The sequence below is a fragment of the Rufibacter immobilis genome (assembly GCF_003721565.1).
Classification (GTDB): domain Bacteria; phylum Bacteroidota; class Bacteroidia; order Cytophagales; family Hymenobacteraceae; genus Nibribacter; species Nibribacter immobilis.
This window is the reverse complement of sequence record NZ_RJJE01000017.1, coordinates 257,384-279,758: the sequence shown is the minus strand read 5'-3', so window position 1 is coordinate 279,758 and position 22,375 is coordinate 257,384. Positions and strand designations below refer to the sequence as shown.

Below are 22,375 nucleotides of genomic sequence, written 5' to 3'. Positions count from 1 at the left end.
TTTATTTATCCATGCTCTGCATAGAGTTAATGTACGCTCTGGGGCTTATGCCCTCGGCCTTGCGGAAGGCCTTATAGAATCCGCTTCGGGAAGCGAAGCCGGCTTCCAGGGCGAGGGCCTCCAGGGTGAAATTCTGCAGGCCCTCGCCCTGCTCAAGCTGCTCCTTTAGATATGCAATCCGATACTGATTGACAAAATCAGTAAAGCTAGTCTTGGAGTACGTGTTGAGCACCCACGACAACTTATAGGCCGGGACACCCAGCCGCTCAGCCAAGGCTTGTACTTTCAGCGTTTTCTCTTTGAAGCACTCCGTCTCATGCATTACCTGGGCTGCTTTCCGCAGGAGGTTATTAGCTTCCTGTGCATCCAAGGTGCTCGGGCTTTGTTTTCTGATACGGGAGAGCGTCTCTGGCTTCATATCTAGAAAAGACGCCACACACTCCATGGGCAGGCGGTCCAGGAACCCAGGTTTGGATTTAACGAAATACAGGTAACGCTCCTTCGCATTGCCAATACGTACCACGTGGGACCGCTCCTGGGCATCGCGGTAATAATTCTCGTATACCTGACGGATAATATAGTTTAGATCAAAGTAACGGTCATACCAGCCCAACAGGATGTCAGTGTACACTCCCACTAGCAGGGTTGGCTCCACCGCTATGATGGCTTCCCGGGAAGGTTGCTGCCCGTATAACCCTGAAAGGGAACTGACGAATTCATTCTCCACTGAAATGTAGGTAGTGATCTGCTTCTGCCTATGCTGGGAATAAGCCATCAGGGCGCCTTTCCGGATAAAATACATGTGGTGGCACCTCTCTCCCTGGCGGAGCAGATGCTCTCCCTCCTGCAGCTCCAGTGTGATCGCATGTTCGTAAAACTCCTCCTTGAGGTCAGGGGTAATGGGACGTATGGCCTCCAGTAACGTCAGGACATGGGCAACGTCTTCGGCTTGGGCTGGTTTGTATTTCTCGCAGGTATGGTTCATCAGGTTACACCGCAGAATTAACTTAGAACAACAGCAACGGAATGCGTATTGCGCTAAGTTATATTCCATCAGCAATCAATGTCCAAAGTTCCCCTAACTACATATAAAATACTTAATATTATTCCATTTCACGCTACTAGCTCCTCCCAATATGAGGTTCTTTCTCTTCAATACATAACAGCGGCCTTCAATCACCTAACCGAAAATATTTAAGAGGCTAATGCTACATTTAGATTCTTAGATAAAGTGTCTGTTGCTCTATAGACAAGAAAACTATCTTGCCCCCCTTTTAAAGTAGTTAAAAAAACAGTCAAGCTACTTTGGTGGTTATACCTAAAGAGATATTTAGCCAAGTTTACTTCTGCCAACATGTTTTCCTATAAAATTGAAAACTAACAGCAATTAGATAAACATATTGACAAGACCAGGTAGGTTATGTCAATTAAACAAGTCTTACTATGGTTGTGTAAGGCAATTTAGAATAGTTCTCTAAGCCTTGGAATTTACGTAAAATATGAAGGTTGAAAATAATGTCTTTCACTATGAAAAATATAAAGGTTCTGGCGGTGCTCAACACGTTGTTCTTCCTGCTGCATTTAGCACCCTCGCAATTAACGCAACTTAAGCTCTTCAATAACCAAACTATTGGCGATGTTTCTGATAAATATCCCGCCCTGTTTACGCCAGCCGGTATAACTTTCTCTATCTGGGGAGTAATTTACCTGGCACTGTCAGCCTTCTGTATTTATCATCTGGTGAAAGCTTATCAAGAGCCCGCTGCACATGAGGCTAATCAGGACCTCCAGAAGTTGGGCTACTTGTTCATGATCAATAACCTGGCCACTGGTGCCTGGACCATTGCCTGGGTACACGAATGGCTGGTGCTATCTGTATTCCTTATCCTCACCCAGCTTGTCACATTGTTGGTCATACATTTGCGGCTGGGCATTTTTGATACAAATAGGTCCGCCGCCTCACGGTGGTTGACACAAGTGCCTTTGAGCCTATACTTCGGCTGGATCATGATTGCCACTGTTGCCAATGCAAGCTCTGCCTTGGTGGGTTTGGGTTGGGATGGTTTCAACATGAGTGCCGGAGCTTGGGCAACCATCATGATAGCGGTAGCCACGTGCATTGTTACCTTCGTAGTCTTCACAAGGTCTAATCCAATTGTTGGTCTGGTTGGAGTATGGGCACTCTACGGCATTATCTTAAAACAGCGTGAAATAGGTGTAGAGGAAAGTCCTCATTTGATCACCGCAGCATGGATTGGGTTGGCAGTGGTAGCACTGGCAGTTGTTTTAGTCTTCCTCAGGAATACCAGAAGCGCAGCCCCAGTCCGGCAACAGGTCTAAATAAAAGTGCGCTAACCCCGGCACTGGCATCTTTTCTGAAAAAGCATATCTTTACCAGGCTCCAGGCTACGGTCATTCCATAGCTGGTTCAAAGTCTTCTATTCAGCTTCTATGTTACCGGCAAATACAGCGTCTGTTTATACGCACATCGTCAAGAAACTCCAGCAAGGGCTTTCCTCAGATTTAACGTACCACAGCTTACAGCATACCCTGGATGTGTTCGAACAGGTAACGATCATTGCGCAGGCGGAAGGAATCCAAGACCCGGAAGAACTTCTGCTCTTACAGGTAGCCGCCCTCTACCATGACACCGGCTTTTTAGACACCTATCAGCAGCACGAAGAGAGCGGCTGTGGCTTCGCCCAAGCGGAATTACCCGATTTTGGATTTACCTCTGGTCAGATAGAGACCATCTGCGGGCTCATCATGGCCACCAAAGTACCCCAAAGACCAGAAACCAAACTACAGGAGATTATCTGCGATGCAGATTTAGATTACCTGGGCCGAGATGACTTCTTCCCCATTGGCGAAACGCTTTACCGCGAGTTTCTCTGCTATGGAATAGTCCACAACGAGGAACAATGGAACCAACTACAGGTGAAGTTTCTGGAGAGCCATACGTTTTTCACCTCTTTTTCAAAAAAGAGCCGCGAAACGCAAAAGCAGAAACACCTGGAAATGGTCAAGGCTAAACTTAATCGGCAGCGGTAGCCGCTTTGCTTTCCACCAGCATAATGTCCATTTGCCGGAGGCGTTTGCACAGTGTCTTCAGGATTCCTTTCAGCACCTCGGCATTGGAAATCATGATCTCATAGAACGGTTCCCGCTCCAGTTTCAGCAAAATAGTTTCTTCCAGGGTGGTAGCCGTGGCCGACCGAGGTTCAGCATCCAAGATAGACAATTCCCCCAGAATCTCGTTTTCGCCCAGGGTGGCAAAGGTATGCTCCTCGTCATGAATACGCACCTTCCCTTTGTACACGAAATACATGCTATCACCTTGGTCACCTTTGGCAAACAGTTGGGTATCTGGTTCCAGGTGAAGTTCTTCCAAAGCCCCGGCCAGTTCCACTAGATCAGACTCCGGGGTGTCATGAAATATTCGGGAGGAATGCAGGGTGAGTACCTTCTCAATTAACAACATGGGCAGTAGGTGTAAGCTGTGATAAAACGAACCTGCGGGTTTCTGAATAAAGTGCGTCTGGGGCAGCGAGCGGCTCAGCAGCCAACAGCTCCGCCAATTCAGGCGAAGGCATTTGCAGCAACCCGTAGCAGGTGACTGATCTGGTCCAGGAAGAGCAGCCCGCCGAGTTCTGGGTCAGAATATCCTGCACCAGTGCAGAAACATCCAGATTGCGCATCTCACTTAGCGGCACCAGTTGTTTAGAAGGGTCTAGGCGGTAATCCAGGAGCGCCTCCAGGGGCAGGAAGTATTTCTTGGGCACCAGTTGCTCCAGCATCTCTATGGCATTGGCTACTTTCTCAGGAGAATCTGCGGCCAGTAGTTCCATTATTCGGTTTACCTGCACGCGGTCATGCAACAAGGCCAGACTTTCCATCATCTTCTTGAGGTCCTGTTTCAACTCAGACAGTAACGCCTCCGCCACCAGCGGAAGCGCCTGCTCTCTTTTCAGGCATTGGTGGTACAGTGCTTTCTGCCTGCTCTGACTCAACTTGGTTTTAAACCAGGCTTCCACCAAATCTTTCTCAGCTGTGTTTAAGACAGCATTCTTGCTCCACAACGCCTCTATAATGGTGTCTTGCTCCGCCTGTTCTTGCTCCAGCAACTGAATGAGGAAGTGGGTGGAATGCTCGCCTTTCACTTTACCGGCCGCTTTGATGACAGGCAATTTCAGATCAGGAGGTAATTTAGCGGGTGGCAGATGATGTGCCGTGAACGCTTCATCTCCGTAGAATACCAGCGCCGTTTGCAGGGCATAAGGAGCTTTTCGGGCATGGGCCACATCCAAAACGGTCTGTAGCAAGGTTACTGCCTTTATTTTTCCGGCCGTCTCTAAGGCTTTCTTGTAAACTGCCGGTTGGGCATTTTGCAAAAGTCTGGTCAGGAGGGGCAGAAACGCGGGACCTGGGGCTTGCGCCATCACATCCAGGGCCGCCAACTTCTCTTCGGTGACAGGGCTCTGCACCATTCCATGTAACTGCTGGAGCACCACTTGTTGCGCCTCCGCTTCAGTCCTCCGCGATAAACCCGTCAAGGCAGCCGTTTTCAAAGCTAACCTGTTCGTGTCTGGCACCGTACGAATCTCAGGGTTCAGGAAATACAGAGCTCTGGTGAACTCAGGTTTATGCACATCCTCCGGATACAGCACCAGGGTCTGTTCCAGCAGCGGATAGGCCTGGCTCAGCTTAAGGTCAACCGCTCTGGAAAGCACGTATTTCCGGATGGTGCCCGATGGACTTTGCAGCAGGGGCAACATGCGCTTCTCCAGGTTACGGTAGCCGGAACGCTCCAGCAACCCCAAGGCCAGAATCACTTCCTTGGCTTTCCCGCTTTCCAGCTTTTCCAGCAATAAATTCCGGACAGGCTCATCGTTCAGGAACAGCTCCGACCCCGTGAAATAGCCTTTCCTGAGCGCCTGCACCAACGAGCGGACATACTCTTTTTTAATGAGGTAAACGGTGGCAATCCAGAGGATGATGAGGCCGGCTAAAATCTGGCAGACCACCGTAATGGCAATACTGCCCCCGCTGAAGTTCTTGTACACGGCCAGAAACACACCAGTGACCAAGAGCGCGATGGGCATGGTATACCCCTTTGAAACCAGGTGACCCTTGAGCCGGGAATGGGGATCTAGAGGCTGGAAGAGTACAAAAAACGCCGGTTCCTGCACGGCTGACTTCAGGACCTCAGACAGCAGCACCATCACCCCAAACGTATAGAGAATGGTCTTCTCGCTTTCCCCCGGAATGAGCATGAACGCAGAGATGGCCAGCAGTACCACCGGGGCAATTAACAGGGAGTTGGTGAGCCCCAGCCTGCTAATGACCCTGCTGCTGAACAACAGTTTAATGAGCATGGCCAGCACCCGCCCCACCGCGAAGAAAACCCCAATGAAGGTGGCTAAGTCTGGACTGCTGGTGAACCTGGATTTTACCTCGGCCAGCAGGGTATAATCTATGAGGGAATAAACCGTGAAAGCCGCCAGCGAAAAAAGGGTAATGGCAAAGATCAGGCGGTTCTGGAAATATCTTGAGATGAATGACTTTTCACCGCCGCCGTGGGCTGATCCGTGGGCGTGGTGATGGCTGTGGTGAGGATCATCGGAGTGGCTGTGCCCATGGCCGGAGATGGCCTGGTGCTCCAACTTTTTCAGGAAGTAGTACGCCAGCACAAAACCCGCAATGGAAAACCAGAGCAGATTCTCCACCCCCAGCAGCGGCGCCAGCACAGAGACTGCCGTATAGCCCATCAGTTTGGCCGGAATATCGCCGGCGCCCACCACAGAGAACAGGCGCTTGCTTTCGCGCACGTTGAAGATGATGGCGGCCATGCCCCAGAACGCGTAGCCCACCAGCATGTACACCACCATGTTCCAGGCGGAGAGCACCAACGGCAGCCACTCAGCGGCCAGAAAAGAGACACCCGCCCAGGTGAAGAGAATGGAAAACGTGGAGAACAGGATAATGGTCTGCAGGAGCCGCTTGGCCGGAAGCCTGGCCTCTAACCTGGCATAGAATGCATTGGCCACCAGCAGCAAGCCCGCCGAGAGGATGTATACCCTTGGGATTTCCCGCACCTCAAAGGCATGCAAAAACATAGCCAGCGTGCTGGTAAAGAGAAAGGCCGTGGCTACGCCTAAAAAGAACTGTACTACAAACAACTGCTTCACCAGCTTGGCTTCGGCAGGTTTTATATTCAACAGCAAATTGATTTTGCTATTCATTGGATAAGCGAATTACTCAGTTTCTACCGTACCTCTCTCCAGATGCTGCCCCGCGCCACCCGCTCCCAAAGCCATTGCTTTCTCTCCTGCCAGCCAAAATGGAGTATTCCTTCTTAACTGATAAATATAAGCAGACATTCTGAAACCGCCGTGTACAGGCCACGCAATTTCTATTTTTGCGTTTAGGGGCCGTTTTTCCAAAAAGAGCCCCTAAACGCAAAACCGCCGGTCGTGCTCCCGGGGTAAGGGAGCACGACCGGCGGCTGGCAAGTTGATGAAGGAATTCTGTTTTAGCCCTGATTCTGGAAAAACGGCCCCTAAACGCTACTCCATCACTTCATAGATAGTCACCGGGTTGGCTTTGTTCTTCAGGGAGACCTCCCCTATTTTCTGGCAGTGGAAAGACTCTTTGGCCTTCTGGTAAGCCGCTTCAGAAATCACCAGTTGCCCCGGCTGGGCCGCCGACTGCAACCGCTGCGCCAGGTTCACGGCATCGCCAATCACGGTGTAGTCCAGCCGTCGTAGCGAGGCCGAACCGATGTTCCCCGACACCATCTCCCCAGAGTTGATCCCGATGGATACCTGCGGTTTAAACGCCACCCCGTCCATGTTGACCTCTTCCACCTCTTTGAAATGCTGCCTTACGGCCAGCCCGGCGTCTATGGCGCGGTCCAGGTGGTATTCGCCTTTGAAGACGGCCATGACGGCATCGCCCATGAATTTGTCTACGTGGCCCCCCTGCGCGATAATCTCCTTCACCATGAGGTCAAAGAACGTATTGAGGAGTTTTACCACGGTGTTGGCCTGCACTTTTTCTGTGATGGACGTGAACCCGCAGATGTCCATGAACAGCACGGTGCCTTCAATGGTCTCATTGGCCATGAGGCTGTTCTCAAACTCCTTGTGGGTCATGAATTTGAGCACGTTCTCATCTACGTACATGCGCAGGATGTTATTCTCCTTAATAGCCTGCATGGTCTCGCGCAGCTGAAGTACGTGCTGCACGGTTTTCTCCATGGTCACCTCCAGGTCCTCAAAGTTCACGGGCTTGCACACAAAGTCAAAAGCCCCGCGGTTCATGGCCATCCTGATGTTGTCCATGTCGCCGTAGGCAGACACAATCACGGCTTTCACAATGGGGTTGGCTTCGGGCAGTTTGGTGAGCAGGGTAAGGCCATCCATCTCGGGCATGTTGATGTCACTAAGGATGATGTCCATGTCTGGGTGCTGGGCCAGCTTCTCCAGCGCCTCTACCCCGTTGTGGGCGAAAACAAACTCGTACGCGTTTTCCCTGATTTTCTTCCGAAACTTCTGCTTAATCAATAACTCTAGATCGGTCTCGTCGTCAACCACCAGTATTTTGGCCATTAGGAAGCAAAAGTTTTAAGTTTATCTTTCAATACACTAAAGTCCAGCGGCTTGGTGAGAAAATCATCGGCGCCCAGTTGCATGGCCTGCTGGTAATTTTCCTCATCGCCGTAGGCGGTCACCATCATGATGGTTGGCGGCGCCGATTCATGTTTAGCCCTGATCTGGCGCAGCAGGTCCAGGCCGCTCATACCGGGCATGTTGATGTCTGACAGAATCATGACCACCTCTGAGTAATGATCCACCAGGTACTCATACGCTTCCTCACCAGACTGGGCGAAGGTGAAATCTATGTCGCCGTTTTTAATCTCGCGCCGGAAACGCTGTAAGAACAAAGGCTGCACGTCTGCCTCGTCATCCACTACCAATACTTTCATGCGGGTGATTTTAAATCAAATTAGAACTTCTTTCTCTTTTTTGCTAGGGATACGGATGATAAATTCGGCAAACTGCCCTTCCTTGGTCTCTATGGCCAGGGTGCCGCCGTGGCCTTTGGCAATGATGTCATGGCTCAGGGAAAGGCCCAGCCCGGTGCCCTGTCCGGTAGGTTTGGTGGTGAAAAACGGCTGCAAAATCTTGTGCCTGATGTTCTCCGGAATCCCTGAGCCGTTGTCTTTTACCCGTATCTCCACCTCGTCGCCTATTCTCTTGGTAGACACCGTGACCTGCGGCTTAAAGCCCGGCTCAGAGGTTTTCTGTTTCTGCTGCACAGAGTAGAAGGCATTGTTGAACAGGTTGAGCAACACGCGGCCCAGATCCTGGGGCACCACTTCCAGTTTCTCCAGGTCTGAGGCAAAATCTGTGACCAGCCCGGCATTGAAGGTTTTGTCCTTCGCGCGCAAACCATGGTAACTCAGGCGCAGGTATTCGTCGGCCAGGCTATTGATATCGGTGAGTTCTTTCTGCCCGTTGCTCACGCGGGAGTGTTGTAGCATGCCTTTCACAATGGAGTCGGCGCGTTTGCCGTGGTGGCCTATTTTCTGCAGGTTCTGGCGCACATCGCCGGCAATGGCCACGGCCTCCTCAATGTCGCCTTTGCGCAGTTCCTCCTCCAGTTCCTCCAGCAGCTCGGCGCTCACCTCTGCGAAGTTGTTCACGAAGTTTAAGGGGTTCTGAATCTCATGGGCAATACCGGCGGTGAGCTCACCCAAAGAGGCTAGCTTCTCCTGCTGAATGAGCTGCGCCTGCGTGGCCTTGAGTTCTTCCACCGTTTGCAGCAATTCTTCCTTTTGGTTTGTGAGCTCGGCAGTGCGTTGCGCCACCAGCACTTCCAGCTCAGACTTGTGGGCCTCTATGATTCTGCGCTGCTCTTCCTCCACCAGCCTTTTCTGCCGCTCTGATTCCAGCGCTTTCTGGCCTTTGTTGAAGTTCACCCAGGCGGCGAAGAAATACACAAAACCCGCCAAGGCTCCCATGCCAATCAAATCTTCCCACTTTCTATGGAAATCAGGGAACAGCAACTCTAGCAGCAGACTGAAGAAGCAGATGAGCACATAGGGGTAAAACGCCTGCACCAGTGATTTGATGGGCTTAAAATCCGGCTCGCGGTTGATGTAGGCCAAAATGCCCGTCAGGTACAGAATCCCTAGCCAATCCTGCAGCGTTTCCTTCAGAGTGGCGCTGGCGACAATAAACAACCCCAGGCTCACCCAACTGGCCGTGTTGAGGGGTTTGTCCCATTTGAACCCCATCTCGGTCAGAAGCATGGATTTCCGCAGACGTCTCAACAGCAGGAATGCGGCCAGGAAGGAAAAAAAGTACATAACGGTAACTGCCTTTATCTTTGGCTAAAGGTAGTTTTTTTAATGATATCTGCCTTAGAGGCACTGTGTAAATTTGCGCATGGCCCTCACCTTCCAAGCGATAGACAAGTGGTAGCCGCTCCCGTTGCAGCGCATTCAATGGGCGCAGCCCGCGAAACAGATCTTTAGCCATTCACTAAACAAACTGCCACGGGTATGTCCCGTGGCAGTTTGTTTTTACGTTTAGGGGCTGTTTTTCAGAAAACAGCCCCTAAACGTAAATCAAGAAATAGAATTAACTTATTAGCGGAGGTTGATCTTACTATACGGCCGCCAGGTATTTCTCCATCACCGAGATGGTCTCTAAAGGCGCGCTTACGTTTGGGCAGTGGCCGGTGGCTTTCAGGTGCACCAGCGTAGAGTCCTTGAGGACCTTGTGCACGTATTCCCCCACTTCTGTGGGCGCTATCATATCCTGGTCGCACTGCATGATCAGGGAGCGGGTCTTCAGCTTGGGTAAGTCCAGGCGGTTGTCTGAGAGGAACACCACGCGGGCGAAGTGTTTGGCAATGGTGGAATTGGTGTTGCAGAAACTGTTGGTGAGTTCCTGGCCCAGAGAGGGTTGGTCTGGGTTGCCCATAATAAACGGCCCAAACGCACCCGACCACCCCATGTAATCGGTCTCCATGAACTCCAGCATGGCGTGGATGTCTGCGGGCTCAAAGCCGCCTATATAATCACCGTCATTGATATAGGAGGGCGAAGGCCCGATGAGAATCAGCTTCTCAAACTGCTCCGGGGCCTGTATGGCCGCCAGCACCCCAATCATGGCCCCAACGGAGTGTCCCACAAAAATACAATTCTCAAGCTCCAGGTGCTGGCAAATTTCCAGCAGATCAGAAGCGTAGCCACTTAAATTGGAGTATTTTTCTTTGCTGTACGCAGCAATATCTGACAGACCGGCCCCTACGTGGTCAAATAGAACTATTTTATAATCCTGCTGAAAAGCGGCCGTCACATAACGCCACATATTCTGGTCACACCCGAAACCATGCGCAAACACCATGGCCTGCGTCCCCTTCCCGAACACCCGTACGTTGTTCCTACTCAAAATATCCATCCGGAATCGTATTATTGATTGCAAAGTATGCGGAGGAGCAAAGGTACGGTATTCGAAATATTCAATCCAACCTATTTCTGGTATAATCTTGTAAACTAGGGCTTTTCGTTTTACCCTTGGCAGTAAAACCAAGGTCTGCCCATAGATAAATCCTAGGTTCCTATTCCCTTTGAAGAACCCCATATAAGCATTTAGGGGCCGTTTTTAGAAAAACGGCCCCTAAACGCTTATATGGGGTCTAGACTTGAAAAAAGTAAATCGGCACCGTAAAAAATGCGGACGCAGGGCCTTGGCAACGCTGTTCCCTTATTTGCTTATGCCTCGGGAGTGGGAACGGGGAGGCCGTGCATATACGGCTCAATAATGTCCATATAGGCGGCTCCGGGCCGGAAAGAAGTCACCACCTCGGTGCCGGGCTTCGTCCAGACTTCCAGAAAACGGTGCTCAAAGGAAAACAGGGTAATGGACCAGTCCTTGAACTGACGCTGCGCCAGCGCCACTCCTTTCTGCTCCACTATTTCGGCCTGTCGCCAGGGGGGTAATTTATGGAAAAGCGAATGTTCTAACATGTCATCCTTCACGGGTGGGGTTTCTCTCCATAAGCTTAACGGGGCACATAAAGTTTCATCTAAAGATGGCCAAACTTCTGGAAAAGCCCGCTCTTCCGCCGGAAAATCTAGGCACACCATTTTCCTTTTTAACCTAAAGGCTTGCGTTTAGAGGCTCTTTTTAGAAAAATAGCCCCTAAACGCAAAAATTGGTTCTGTTAGCCTTTCACATACACCGGGTGGATCATGTTCTCAAACGAATAAATTTCGTCCCATTTCTGCTGCGTGATGAGCTTGCGCTCCTGCACCACAATCTGGTGCACAGATTTGCCCGTGGCCAGGGCTTCTTTGGCAATAGACGCAGACGTTTCATAACCCAGGAGGGGGTTAAGGGCCGTGACAATGCCAATGCTGCGCATCACTTCCTCGCGGCACACCTCCACGTTGGCCGTGATGCCGTCTATGCATTTGGTGCGCAGCGTGTTAATGGCGTTGATCATATAATTCATGGAGGTGAACAGACTGAACGCAATCACGGGCTCCATCACGTTCAACTGCAACTGTCCGGCCTCGGCGGCCATGGTAATGGTCATGTCGGCGCCCACCACGTAGAAAGCCGTCTGGTTCACCACCTCCGGAATCACCGGGTTCACTTTGCCAGGCATAATGGACGACCCCGGCTGCATGGGCGGCAACTTGATCTCGTTCAACCCGGCCCGCGGCCCCGAGGCCAGCAAACGAAGGTCATTGCAAATCTTGGAGATTTTGATGGCGCTCCGCTTGAGCATAGACGACACCAACACGTAAGAACCCATGTCTGAAGTAGCCTCAATCAGATCGGGCGCCAGGGTGATGGGCAATTTGGTGATCTGCGCCAGGTAACGGGTACACAGCTCCGGATAACCCTGCGGCGCGTTGATGCTGGTGCCAATGGCCGTGGCCCCCATGTTGCACTCCGTGAGTTTCTGCTGGGCCTCGGCCAGGTGCTTGATATCATCATGGATGGTGGTGGCGAAGGCGTGGAATTCCTGCCCCAGCGTCATGGGCACGGCGTCCTGCAGCTGCGTGCGGCCCATCTTGAGCACGTTTTTGAACTCCTCAGATTTTTTCAGGAAAGACTCCCGCAGACTGGCCAGCGCCTTCAGGTACACGTCTACTTTCAGGTGCACGGCCATCATGATAGCGGTGGGGTACGTGTCATTGGTAGACTGGGAACAGTTTACATGGTTGTTGGGGTGCAGAAACTCATACTGCCCTTTCTGGTGCCCCAGGTACTCCAGCCCAATGTTGGCGATGACTTCGTTGGCGTTCATGTTCACGGAGGTACCCGCCCCGCCCTGGATTAAATCTGTGATGAACTGGTCGCGGTATTTGCCGGCAATGAGCTCGTCGCAGGCGAAGATGATGGCCTCGGCTATTTTCTTGTCCAGCACGCCCAGGTCACAATTGGCCATGGCGGCGGCTTTCTTCACGTAGGCGAAGGCCACGATAAAGAGCGGCTCTGAGGCATTGGTAATGCCCGTGATGTTGAAGTTTTCCAGCGCCCTCAGCGTCTGCACGCCATAATACGCGGTATTGGGAATCTGTTTCTCGCCCAGGAAATCGTGTTCAATTCTAAAGGATGGGTTCATGCGGTAGTGGTATGTACGGATGTTGGGGATCAACCCTACAGTACCGCTTTTGGCAGAACTTTGTTGTACGGGAGGGCCCGGGGCCGAAGGCAGGATGGCTGAGATAGACTTTAGAACGTCATTGCGTTTAGGGGCTCTTTTTGGAAAAAGAGCCCCTAAACGCAATGACGCAGGCACTAGACATGCATGAACTTCACCTTAATGATGGTGGTGAGGTAATCATAGATCTCGGTTACTTCTTTATCATAGAGAAATGTATTGTAGCCGTCTGCCTCTACTTTGCTCACGCGGCACCCGTTCTCCACCATCTGGAACACCACTTCCCTTATGCGCAGCGGGTGGCCCGCCAAGTTAAGCATACAGGTAGCGTCCTGGGCCTCCACCAGCAGGAAGAGGTGGTGCAATGCGTCTTCTCCATAATTAGTTTGTTCCATCATGTAGCGGTGCTGGTCTTGTAAGGGCAACGCAGCGGCGCCGGTTTGGGTGCCCTGTGCCCTTTTACTGTTTATTTGTTCTGCTTATACGGTTGTTTTCTTGGGTTTGCTCACCAGGTACACGCCCCCGAAGATCATGGCCGCGTACAGCGCCTTCTGCCAGGTGAACACATCTTTGCCCAAGCCAACAGCAATGAGAATGGCAAATACCGGTTGCAGGTAAATGTACACGCCCACCAACGACGGACTGGCGTACTTCATAGCCCACACGTTTAACAGGTACGCCAGAATGGTCATGCCAATGATCACAAACGCAATAGCGGCCCACACGTGCGCCGAGAATGCGGCGTAATCAGGAGCCATCACCTGCTGCAAACCAAACGGCACCACCCCCAGAGACCCCACCAGAAACACCCGGCTCACCACGGTAATGGCGTTGTACTTCTGCATGAGCGGTTTCACCAGCACCAGAAACACCCCATACGAAGCCGCGTTCAGGAGCACCAGCAAATCGCCCAGCATGTGGCCCTGCGCATCTTGGCCGGCCCTACCTGAAATCAGAAGCATGGCCCCCAGCCCAGCCAGCAGAATACCCACCATCCGGAAGATCTTGAGCCGTTCCTTCAGCAGAAACGAAGACATGAGCAACACCACCACCGGCGATACCGTCTGGATTAGCGAGGCGTTGATGGGCGAGGTAAGGTTAAGCCCGCTGAAGAACGAAAGCTGGTTGATGGTGATCCCGAAGAGGCCGCACAAGGCAATACGCGCCCAATCATCACGGCCCGTTACTTTCTCTTTGGTGATGAACAGCGAAATAGCCCCAAACACCAGCACCGCGCTCACCACCCGTATCACAATCAGCCCGAAGGGCAGCACATAGGCCGGCATGATCTCCTTGGCGATGCTGTAGTTGGCCCCGTAGATGAGCGCCACCAGAAATAACGCACTGTGTACCTGTACTTGTCTGTTCATGGCGGCAAAGGTAGAAAACAACCCACTGGGTCAATAACGCCTGGGGGCGTTTGGGGGTTACTTTGGAGAAATCGGCCGCTAAACGCAAATTCCCGGTGGCTCCTGCTCCAGACTTAGGAGAAAGACTGTATTCACCCTATACTCTCTGGTTTAAGGCCGATTTGGGAAAAAGGGCCGCTAAACGCCAACTGTCCTCAATTCTTCTGCTACATGAGAAAATCCAAACCGAGCCCGCTAACCTTACATCTTCCTCCCCGCCTAGGAATAACCCACTGGTCGACCTCCGTTTTTGTGCTGGGCAAAAGGAATGAATGCGCGCAGAAAATGGTTTTTACTGTAGTGGGTTACGTGTTTTTACCCTTACTTTGCATGCCTGTTCTGCCTTCCCGTTACAGAAGGACCTCGGGCGAACGAAAGTCATGGGACACGTGCTTTCGCTTTAAAGCCAATAAAAATGAGTGATGCGATAAAACATGAGTGCGGCATTGCCTTGGTCCGCCTCCGCAAACCCTTAGAGTACTACACAGAGAAATACAGCACCCCCATGTACGGCGTACAGAAAATGTACCTGCTCATGGAAAAGCAACACAACCGTGGGCAAGACGGCGCAGGGTTTGCCAGTATCAAGATCAACACCAACCCCGGCACCGAGTACATTTCCCGCTACCGCTCGGTCAAGACCAAAGCCATTGACGCCATCTTTGGCAAGATGAGCATGAAGTACGGCAAGCTCAAGCGGAAATACCCAGAGGAAAGCAAGAATCTAGAGTGGCTCAGACAAAATCTGCCTTTTTTAGGCGATGTGTATCTGGGCCATTTGCGTTACGGTACCCACGGGCTCAACAGCGTAGACAACTGCCACCCCATGGTGCGGGAGAACAACTGGCGTAACCGCAGCCTGGCGGTGGCCGGTAACTTCAACATGACCAACGTAGACGAGCTCTTCCACGTGCTCACCGACCTGGGCCAGCACCCCCGCCAGAAAATTGACACAGTGACCGTGCTGGAGAAAATTGGCCACTTCCTGGACGAGGAAAACCAACGCCTCTTTGATTATTTCAAGCCAGACCACAACAACGAGGAAATCACCGCCCTCATTGAAGAGCACCTGGACCTGCAACGCGTGCTGCGCCGGGCCTGCAAAGACTTTGACGGCGGCTACGCCATGGCGGGCCTCACCGGTTACGGCGCCGCTTTTGTGGTGCGCGACCCATCGGGCATCCGCCCGGCCTACTATTATATGGATGACGAGGTGGTGGTGATCGCCTCTGAGAAACCGGCCATCAAGACCGCCTTCGGGATTGACTATAGCCAGATCAAGGAAGTAACGCCGGGCCACGCGCTCATCATCCAGAAGAACGGCGAGGCCGCCGAGAAGGAAGTGCTGGCCGGCCTGGAGAAAAAATCGTGCAGCTTTGAGCGCATCTACTTCTCCCGCGGCAACGACCCGGAGATTTACCAGGAGCGCAAGATGCTGGGCAAACTGCTTTGTCCGCAGGTGCTCAAATCCATTGACTATGATCTGGAGAACACCGTTTTCTCCTACATCCCCAACACCGCCGAGTCTTCTTTCATGGGCATGATGGAAGGCATGGAAGATTACCTGCGCTCCTATCGCCGCAAGGCCATTCTGGAAGCCGACGGAGACGAAGCCAAACTGGACAACCTCCTCTCCTTCCGGCCCCGGGTGGAGAAACTGGTGATCAAAGACGCCAAGCTCCGCACGTTCATCACCGATGACAATTCCCGCGATGACCTGGTGGCCCACGTCTATGACACTACCTATGAAGTGGTGAAAAAAGGTGTTGACACCGTGGTGGTGATTGATGATTCCATTGTGCGCGGTACTACGCTGGAGAAAAGCATTATCAAGATGCTGGACCGCCTGGGCCCCAAGAAGATCATCATTGTGTCCTGCGCTCCGCAGATCCGTTATCCAGACTGCTACGGCATTGACATGTCTAAGATGAAGGAGTTTGTGGCGTTCCGGGCCATGATGGGCTTACTCAAAGACCAGCAGAAAGAAGGTTTGGCGCAGGAAGTATACCAGAAATGCCAGGAAGCCCTGACCTCGGGTGCCGCCAAAGAGAAGAACTTTGTGCAGGAACTCTACGACCAGTTTACCCCGGAGGAAATCAGCGGCAAGGTGGCGCAGATAGTGAAAGCCTCTAACATACAGGCCGAGGTTCAGGTGATTTTCCAGACGGTAGACGCGCTGCACCAGGCCTGCCCCAACCACTTGGGTGACTGGTATTTCACGGGCAACTACCCCACCCCCGGCGGAATGCGCGTCGTAAACCGCGCCTTTGTGAACTTCATGGAGAACAAAGCCGGGAGAGCGTATTAAACTCAGCTATAGATAAAAAAAGGGGAAGGCGGTTCAGTTTGAACCGCCTTCCCCTTTTTCCGTTTAGAGGCTCTTTTTCCAAAAACAGCCCCTAAATGCCTACAGCTTCATGAACCGTTGCTGCGTGACCTGTTTGCCGGAATGGATCTTCAGCAGATAAGTGCCCGCCGGCAGATGCCGCACTTCCACTACCGGTGTAGCTCCCGTCATGACCGGCTTGGTGTATAGCACGCGCCTGCCGTTTGTATCCAGAATTTCCACAGAAGCATCTCCAGACAGGGAGACATTGCTCAGATATACAAAATCATGGCTGGGGTTGGGATACAGTGTTACCTGCGCCAGACTGGCGGAAATCGCCTGCACCGCCACAGTTTTGCTGTATTCAAACTTGCCGTCAAAATCTACCTGTTTAATGCGGTAATAGCCTGTCGTGGCGGAAGGTGCCAAATGCCGGAATATATAATCCTTGGCCAGATTGCTGTTGCCCGCACCGGCCACCACGCCTACGGTTTTAAAGTTCTTACCGTCTGGGGCGTATTCCACCACAAATTTCTCGTTGTTTACCTCCGTCGCCGTTGCCCATTTTACTTCCACGTGTTGTTTGGTCCGGTTGGCCGCTACCTGAAGCCACGTTACCGGCAGTACCGTTTCCATGTTGGCAATACCCAACTGCCCGAAGGGCTTGATGAAGTTGCGTTTGGCGTAGCCGCTGGTCACTGTTCTTCCGTCTTTGCCGGGAGCGTCCAGAACACCGCCGCCCGTGGTCCAGTCGCGGCCACTGGTGGAGGCCAAAGGCCTGATGAGCAGCGCAAACTTGTTGTCCACCAGATTAGGAAATCCTTGCAAAAAGGCCATGGCAGTAAAGCTGCCGCTGCTGGGCTGCGCGTTAGGCTCCACATACCAGACCCCTTCCGTTTCTAGGTGGATGTACCTGTACTCACCATCCGTGGGTTGTAAATCCGCATCCTGGTGGTGGGTCAGCGGCCTGAAACTGACACTAATGCTCTGAAAACCATTCCCGCTCAGCCCTATTGATAACAGATCCAACTGCCGTTTGCCGTTCGCATTACCCACCGGGAAGGAATACGTACCGCTACTGCCCACCGCCCGTCTCAGGTTTCCTTCAATGTAGAAAGTAGAATCTGCCAGTTGCAAAGCCGTAGCAGCCTGGCTGGCGAGCGAAAGTTCATTATTCCCGGTTTTGAAGAGACCGCTTTTCAACGAGAAGGTATTGGTTACCGTCACTGATTTAGAAAGCGTAACTCCTACGCCGGCACCGGTTTTGGCCACCTGCAGGTTGGCCACGGTGGCAGGCAAGCCATCTCCACTCACCATCTCAGCAGGACCAATAAAGCCGTAATTCCCTTGCGAAGAGAAGGACCGGGTACCGCTTACGCGGATGTTTCCGTCCTGGGTGCCTGTTCCGCTCATCTTAATACCCTGCGCCGAACCGTACAGCAACGTAGCCCCCGCTTCCAGCACAAAGTTTCCGGTACCGCCAATGGCACGGTTACTGGCCAGCTGCAACACCGCCGGAGCCGTAACGGTCATGGTTCCGGACACATCCAGGTTCGCACTGATCAGGTGATTGCCCTGATCATTCAAGGTGTTCGCTTCAGCGGCCGTTAACAGGAGATGGTGGTAAGTGATCTTCTGCGAGCTGCCGTAAGTTCCCCTGATGCTCTGCGTTTGCCCGTTGATAGAACCGTAAAACTCCACTGTTCCGCCTGTTAACTTATAGGCATCATTCTTCCCGGTCAGTTCTGGTTGGGAGTTGGAGGTCTTACTGATTCTGAGCAGGCCGCCCGTCATGGTTAAACCACCGTCGCCTTTCAAGGCTTTGTTACTGATGTCCAGAACGGCATTAGGCAGAATGCTGATGTTCTGGTTGATGGTTGTGGTGGAAGAAATACTTTTGGGAGCGCTACTTCCGCCAATAATGACTTTATGGTAGGTTTTCCCTCTCAAGATTTGCTCCTCTCCTACCAATTCAACCGTACCTCCGGTAAGCTCATAGGCCCCTGACAATTGCGGAACGTTGGTATTGGCAGCCACTTGGTAGGTTCCACCGCTCATGACCAATTTACCGGCCCCGGTAATGTCTGCCGTGGGCGACGCGATAAGAGTACCTTGCCGTATTTCCAACCTTGCTCCCAAAGTTGAAACAGTAGTACTGCTGGAAACGCCAATGTTCTGGGTCACTGCTACGGTAGTGGGATTATCTATGATGATCACTTTCCCGCTGGAAGTAGAGCCTAGGGCGTTTCCGGTTTGCTGAGGCACTTTGCCGCTGTACACAAAGGTGGCTACCTGACTGAAGGTGCGGCGCGCATCGGTTACCTGCACGTTACCTGCAGCACCGGTGGCATTGAGCCCCTGGGCGCTGGTGATGAACAAGGTGCCGCCCTGTTCCAGCTTAAAGTAGCCCTGGCCCTGTACTTGGTATCCGTTGCCTGCGGCATCAGTTCCAAAATCCAATGATGCCAGATTCTCTACAGAGAAAATACCCGCATAAACCGAGTTGCTAGGGTTGAGCCGCAGGTGCTGAGATAACCGCACCATCGCCCCGGGCTTCACTGCCAAAGACACATGGTTAACCGTACCGGCCATCTGCAAAGTCTGCCAAGCTGATCCTGTAAACCTGATACCGCTGGTAGCGGTGGTATTCACGGTGCTGCTGTTATTGATCATTGAAGTGGCATCGGCCACTAAATTTCCTTTGAGGTCTACAGTAGAAACGGCGGTGGCACTGGCTGCTTGATTTAATGTAAGCGTGGCATTCTGCAAGGTAAGCTGTCCTGCCACCGTCACAGATGCCGTACCTGCACTTTGGTTCTGAAGAAAATAAGTACCGCCCGTTAAGTTCACGTCCTGCCCGAAGGAAAGGGTTTGGCTCTCTTTGGTAAGCAAGAGCAATGAGGACGAAGCAGGAAGAGTAGCGGTAAAGGTTTGGGCGGCCAAAGGTGCTCCTGAATCAGTTAATTTCCACTGGTTACTGGTCTGTGCCAGCGCCACCGTCAGTTTCCCAAACCAGTACCCGTGAGATTGGGTAGTAAGTTGGCTGCCACTAAACAGGAGCGCGTTTGCCTGCGCCGCCTCAATTCTCACCTCTGCTGAGGCATCAATCACCTCAGTTCCCGCCCAAAGCAGGGAGGTGGCCTGATAAGAAGGTGCTTTGATCACCAGCCGGGCATTGGCCTGCAATTGCAGCACTCCCCGGTTCTCTATCTCCCCTTCATGGGTTAAAACAGCCCCGGCCGCAACCGTGAGGCCATTGGAAGTGAGCAGGGAGCTTCCGGATGGGACTGTAACTTCTTTCTGTTGCGCCAGATAAAGTTGGCCAACCTGCAATGGTCCGGCAAGTTGTGCGGCATGCTCCACAAACAGAGTGGACGAAACCGGCAGCGGATATGTGGCGGGTACCCAAGCACCTTGGGCGGTTAATTGTTCTACCCCAACAGTTCCTCCGGTTTGCGAGAGAGTACCGGCCGATGTGGTTCGGTAATCACCGATGGTATACGTAAAGGAGCTTTGGGCAAAGGAAAGGGAACTGGTAAAAAGAGTAGAGGTCCACACCAGCAAGAAAGCAAACAGCCGATTTTTCCTTTTTCTAAGAGTACCTGACATCAACATGCAACAGTGAATTTATATTTAGCAAACTATTTTATATGGTATAATTATCTTGATTGGTCAAACCAGAAACGCCACCCATAAGTTCACCAATCTCCTATTGCATAGACATTTATATTTCATAAAATTGTACTCCAGCAATGCTATTTAAGCTTTACCATCTTCAGAAATATTCCTATTGAATTTAAACTCAATCCTCAATCATTCACCCCCTAAACCAGCACAACAATAATTGTATTTTTAAATGAAATAAAATATTCAATCCATAATCAATTAAGCGTGAACCACCTGTTACAGATGTATTTCTGTTGTGAGACCGGAGAAGAGGGATTGCACTCCAATGGCGTTTAGAGGCTATTTTTGGAAAAACAGTCCCTAAACGCAATTGGAACTGACATAGGAGAACGAAAGCATTGCAACGACTTGTGAGGTGAAAACGGAGAAGAAGCGCGCTCCAAAATCCAATACTCCGGTTGTTTTCGTAAGTATTAGCTCAACCACAGGTTACAGTATGCTTATTTTTGTGTCTCCGCAGTTCTTCTTCTTCCCTTTCTTTCCCCTATCCGCCTCCTTTGACTTATTGCCTTATTTTTGAAGTTTCCCAACCTGTCGTACATTTGGGTAGAAGACCTTGCTTTGGCAGACCTATTTTAGATCCGTGTTTTTCCGGAGGTCTGGCAACGTTTAGTACACAGCAGAGGAGCCGCCTGCGCTGTGCGTTTTGATTTCGTTTGCCTAACAAATCCCTCACCAATGGAAAATTTACAAGCCCCCATCAGTATTACTCCAGAAAAGAACTATGACTCAGAGTTCTGCGGCAGCATTCCGCTGCACCTGGTGAACCTGATTCAGCCTCATGGAGTACTGCTCACCTTAGACAAGGCCAACCTGCGGTTGATACAGGTAAGCGAGAATGCCGAGCAATTGCTGGGGGATAAGGTCCTCAATATTCTAAATGAACCCATTGCCAAATTTCTTCCGGCACAGCAACTGGAGGACCTCCAGGATAAACTACAGAAAGCTGAAAGCAGAGAGAAGATTCCGTTTGGCCTCACGTTTCTGGTGCAAGGCAAGGAGGTGACGTATACCGCGCTGCTGCACCCCAAAGAGGAATACGTGCTCATGGAACTGGAAGACAACCAGAATCCTCCCCAACAGGAATCTTTCCTGAAGCTCTACCAGCAGATCAAGTACATCACGTCGCAACTGAAACAGGCCCGCAGCACCCAGCAGATCACACAGCTGGCCGTGGAGGCCCTCAAGGACATGACGGGCTTTGACCGTGTGCTCGCCTACCAGTTTGACCCACAGTGGAACGGCATTGTAGTGGGCCAGGCCAAGGAAGAGGACATGGATGATTTCATGGACCTCCGGTTCCCGGCCTCAGATGTGCCCAAACAGGCCAGAGATCTGTACTTCAGCAACCCTTACCGGCTTATCCCGGCGCGCGATTATACACCGGTCCGCTTAAACCCTGTTATAAACCCGTTTACCCAGCGTTTCACAGATTTGTCTGAGTGCAACCTGCGCAGTGTGGCTACCGTGCATTTAGAGTATTTGGGTAACCTGAAGATTCAGGCCTCTATGTCATTACCGTTGATCATTGACAACAAACTGTGGGGCCTCATCTCCTGCCACAACAAAACGCCTAAAAACCCCGGCTATGAGATGCGGTCGGCGCTGGAGTTGCTGTCGGGCATTATCTCTGCGCAGTTAGCCTCTAAGGAGCGCGAGAACTCCATTGAGCGAAAGGCGCGTTTAAGCGGTATCCATGCCCAATTGCTGGAACAGCTATACACCATCCCCAACTTCGCCGATGGACTTTTAACCGGAAACACAAGTCTGGCAACGCTCCTAAACCTATCAGGCGCAGCCGTGTTATACGAAGGCGGCGTATGGACGAGCGGCTCCGTACCCTCTGCACAGGACCTGAAGGAGCTCATTTACTGGCTCCGCCGAAATAAAACCGAACGGAGTTACGCCACAGATTCACTGCCCAACCAATATGTACGGGCCCGTGATTACAAAGAGCTGGCCAGCGGCCTCATTGCCTTGCCCATCAACGCAGAGCAGGGCGAGTACATTCTTGGCTTCCGGCCAGAAGTGCTCCAGACCATCAGTTGGGGCGGTAATCCAGACCAGGCCATCCAGATGGAGCCAGATGGCAAAACGTACCATCCGCGTAATTCTTTTGCTATTTACCAGCAGACGGTTAAGCACACATCGTTGCCATGGCTGGCTGAGGAAGTGGAGGCCGCTGAGACCTTGCGGAGCGCTGTACTGGAAAAAATAATCAAAGACAGGTACTGAGAAGGCACCATTGCCTGTTTTACTATTG

16 protein-coding genes are annotated in these 22,375 nt (G+C 51.8%); 4 read left to right on the top strand and 12 right to left on the bottom strand.

The features are described from left to right. Position 1: 1 nt before the first annotated feature. Entirely contained in the window at positions 2 to 985 is a 984-nt protein-coding gene (locus tag EFA69_RS13915) for a helix-turn-helix domain-containing protein (protein WP_183906793.1), read from the bottom strand. 542 nt (positions 986 to 1,527) lie between these two features. On the opposite strand from EFA69_RS13915, the gene EFA69_RS13910 reads away from it, so the two are divergent. Next, a complete protein-coding gene (locus EFA69_RS13910; RefSeq protein WP_123134840.1) occupies positions 1,528 to 2,340 on the top strand; it encodes a hypothetical protein in 813 nt (270 codons plus the stop codon). Between the two features lie 111 nt (positions 2,341 to 2,451). Continuing rightward, a complete protein-coding gene (locus EFA69_RS13905) occupies positions 2,452 to 3,051 on the top strand; it encodes an HD domain-containing protein (protein ID WP_123133719.1) in 600 nt (199 codons plus the stop codon). On the opposite strand, the gene EFA69_RS13900 is transcribed toward EFA69_RS13905, so the two are convergent. The 10 genes from EFA69_RS13900 to EFA69_RS13855 form a co-directional block, all read right to left on the bottom strand. Beyond that, on the bottom strand, positions 3,035 to 3,481 hold the full coding sequence (locus tag EFA69_RS13900) for a Crp/Fnr family transcriptional regulator (protein WP_123133718.1): 447 nt from the start codon (positions 3,479 to 3,481) through the stop codon (positions 3,035 to 3,037). The two genes, EFA69_RS13905 and EFA69_RS13900, sit on opposite strands and share 17 nt — an antisense overlap. Continuing rightward, on the bottom strand, positions 3,468 to 6,242 hold the full coding sequence (locus EFA69_RS13895) for an NTP/NDP exchange transporter (protein WP_123133717.1): 2,775 nt from the start codon (positions 6,240 to 6,242) through the stop codon (positions 3,468 to 3,470). Before EFA69_RS13895 ends, EFA69_RS13900 begins: the two co-directional genes overlap by 14 nt. 324 nt (positions 6,243 to 6,566) lie before the next feature. Further along, a complete protein-coding gene (locus EFA69_RS13890) occupies positions 6,567 to 7,610 on the bottom strand; it encodes an adenylate/guanylate cyclase domain-containing protein (protein WP_123133716.1) in 1,044 nt (347 codons plus the stop codon). Continuing rightward, positions 7,610 to 7,987: a response regulator gene (locus tag EFA69_RS13885; protein WP_123133715.1), complete on the bottom strand. Its 378-nt coding sequence runs from the start codon at positions 7,985 to 7,987 to the stop codon at positions 7,610 to 7,612. The genes EFA69_RS13890 and EFA69_RS13885 overlap by 1 nt, the downstream gene beginning before the upstream one ends. A gap of 15 nt (positions 7,988 to 8,002) precedes the next feature. Further along, positions 8,003 to 9,316, bottom strand: a complete 1,314-nt coding sequence (locus EFA69_RS13880; RefSeq protein ID WP_245964586.1) for a sensor histidine kinase — start codon at positions 9,314 to 9,316, stop codon at positions 8,003 to 8,005. 358 nt (positions 9,317 to 9,674) lie between these two features. Then, positions 9,675 to 10,472: an alpha/beta fold hydrolase gene (locus EFA69_RS13875; protein ID WP_123133713.1), complete on the bottom strand. Its 798-nt coding sequence runs from the start codon at positions 10,470 to 10,472 to the stop codon at positions 9,675 to 9,677. Between the two features lie 314 nt (positions 10,473 to 10,786). After that, positions 10,787 to 11,041, bottom strand: a complete 255-nt coding sequence (locus EFA69_RS13870) for a hypothetical protein (protein WP_123133712.1) — start codon at positions 11,039 to 11,041, stop codon at positions 10,787 to 10,789. A gap of 197 nt (positions 11,042 to 11,238) precedes the next feature. After that, complete coding sequence (gene aspA / locus EFA69_RS13865) at positions 11,239 to 12,651, bottom strand: aspartate ammonia-lyase (protein WP_123134839.1); 1,413 nt, start codon at positions 12,649 to 12,651, stop codon at positions 11,239 to 11,241. 176 nt (positions 12,652 to 12,827) lie between these two features. Beyond that, positions 12,828 to 13,088, bottom strand: coding sequence for a hypothetical protein (locus tag EFA69_RS13860; protein WP_148041359.1), 261 nt, complete (start codon positions 13,086 to 13,088; stop codon positions 12,828 to 12,830). An 81-nt stretch (positions 13,089 to 13,169) separates the two neighbouring features. Further along, positions 13,170 to 14,060, bottom strand: a complete 891-nt coding sequence (locus EFA69_RS13855) for a DMT family transporter (protein ID WP_123134838.1) — start codon at positions 14,058 to 14,060, stop codon at positions 13,170 to 13,172. A gap of 454 nt (positions 14,061 to 14,514) precedes the next feature. Here EFA69_RS13855 and EFA69_RS13845 point away from each other — a divergent pair, with 454 nt between their 5' ends. Further along, the gene (locus EFA69_RS13845; RefSeq protein WP_123133709.1) at positions 14,515 to 16,407 is read left to right on the top strand and encodes an amidophosphoribosyltransferase; all 1,893 of its coding nucleotides are present in this window, start codon (positions 14,515 to 14,517) and stop codon (positions 16,405 to 16,407) included. Positions 16,408 to 16,506: 99 nt separating this feature from the next. Here the strand turns inward: EFA69_RS13845 and EFA69_RS13840 are convergent, their stop codons facing one another. Further along, a complete protein-coding gene (locus EFA69_RS13840) occupies positions 16,507 to 19,983 on the bottom strand; it encodes a T9SS type A sorting domain-containing protein (protein ID WP_183906792.1) in 3,477 nt (1,158 codons plus the stop codon). Between the two features lie 807 nt (positions 19,984 to 20,790). Here EFA69_RS13840 and EFA69_RS13835 point away from each other — a divergent pair. Continuing rightward, positions 20,791 to 22,347: a GAF domain-containing protein gene (locus EFA69_RS13835; protein ID WP_123133707.1), complete on the top strand. Its 1,557-nt coding sequence runs from the start codon at positions 20,791 to 20,793 to the stop codon at positions 22,345 to 22,347. Positions 22,348 to 22,375: the final 28 nt, after the last annotated feature.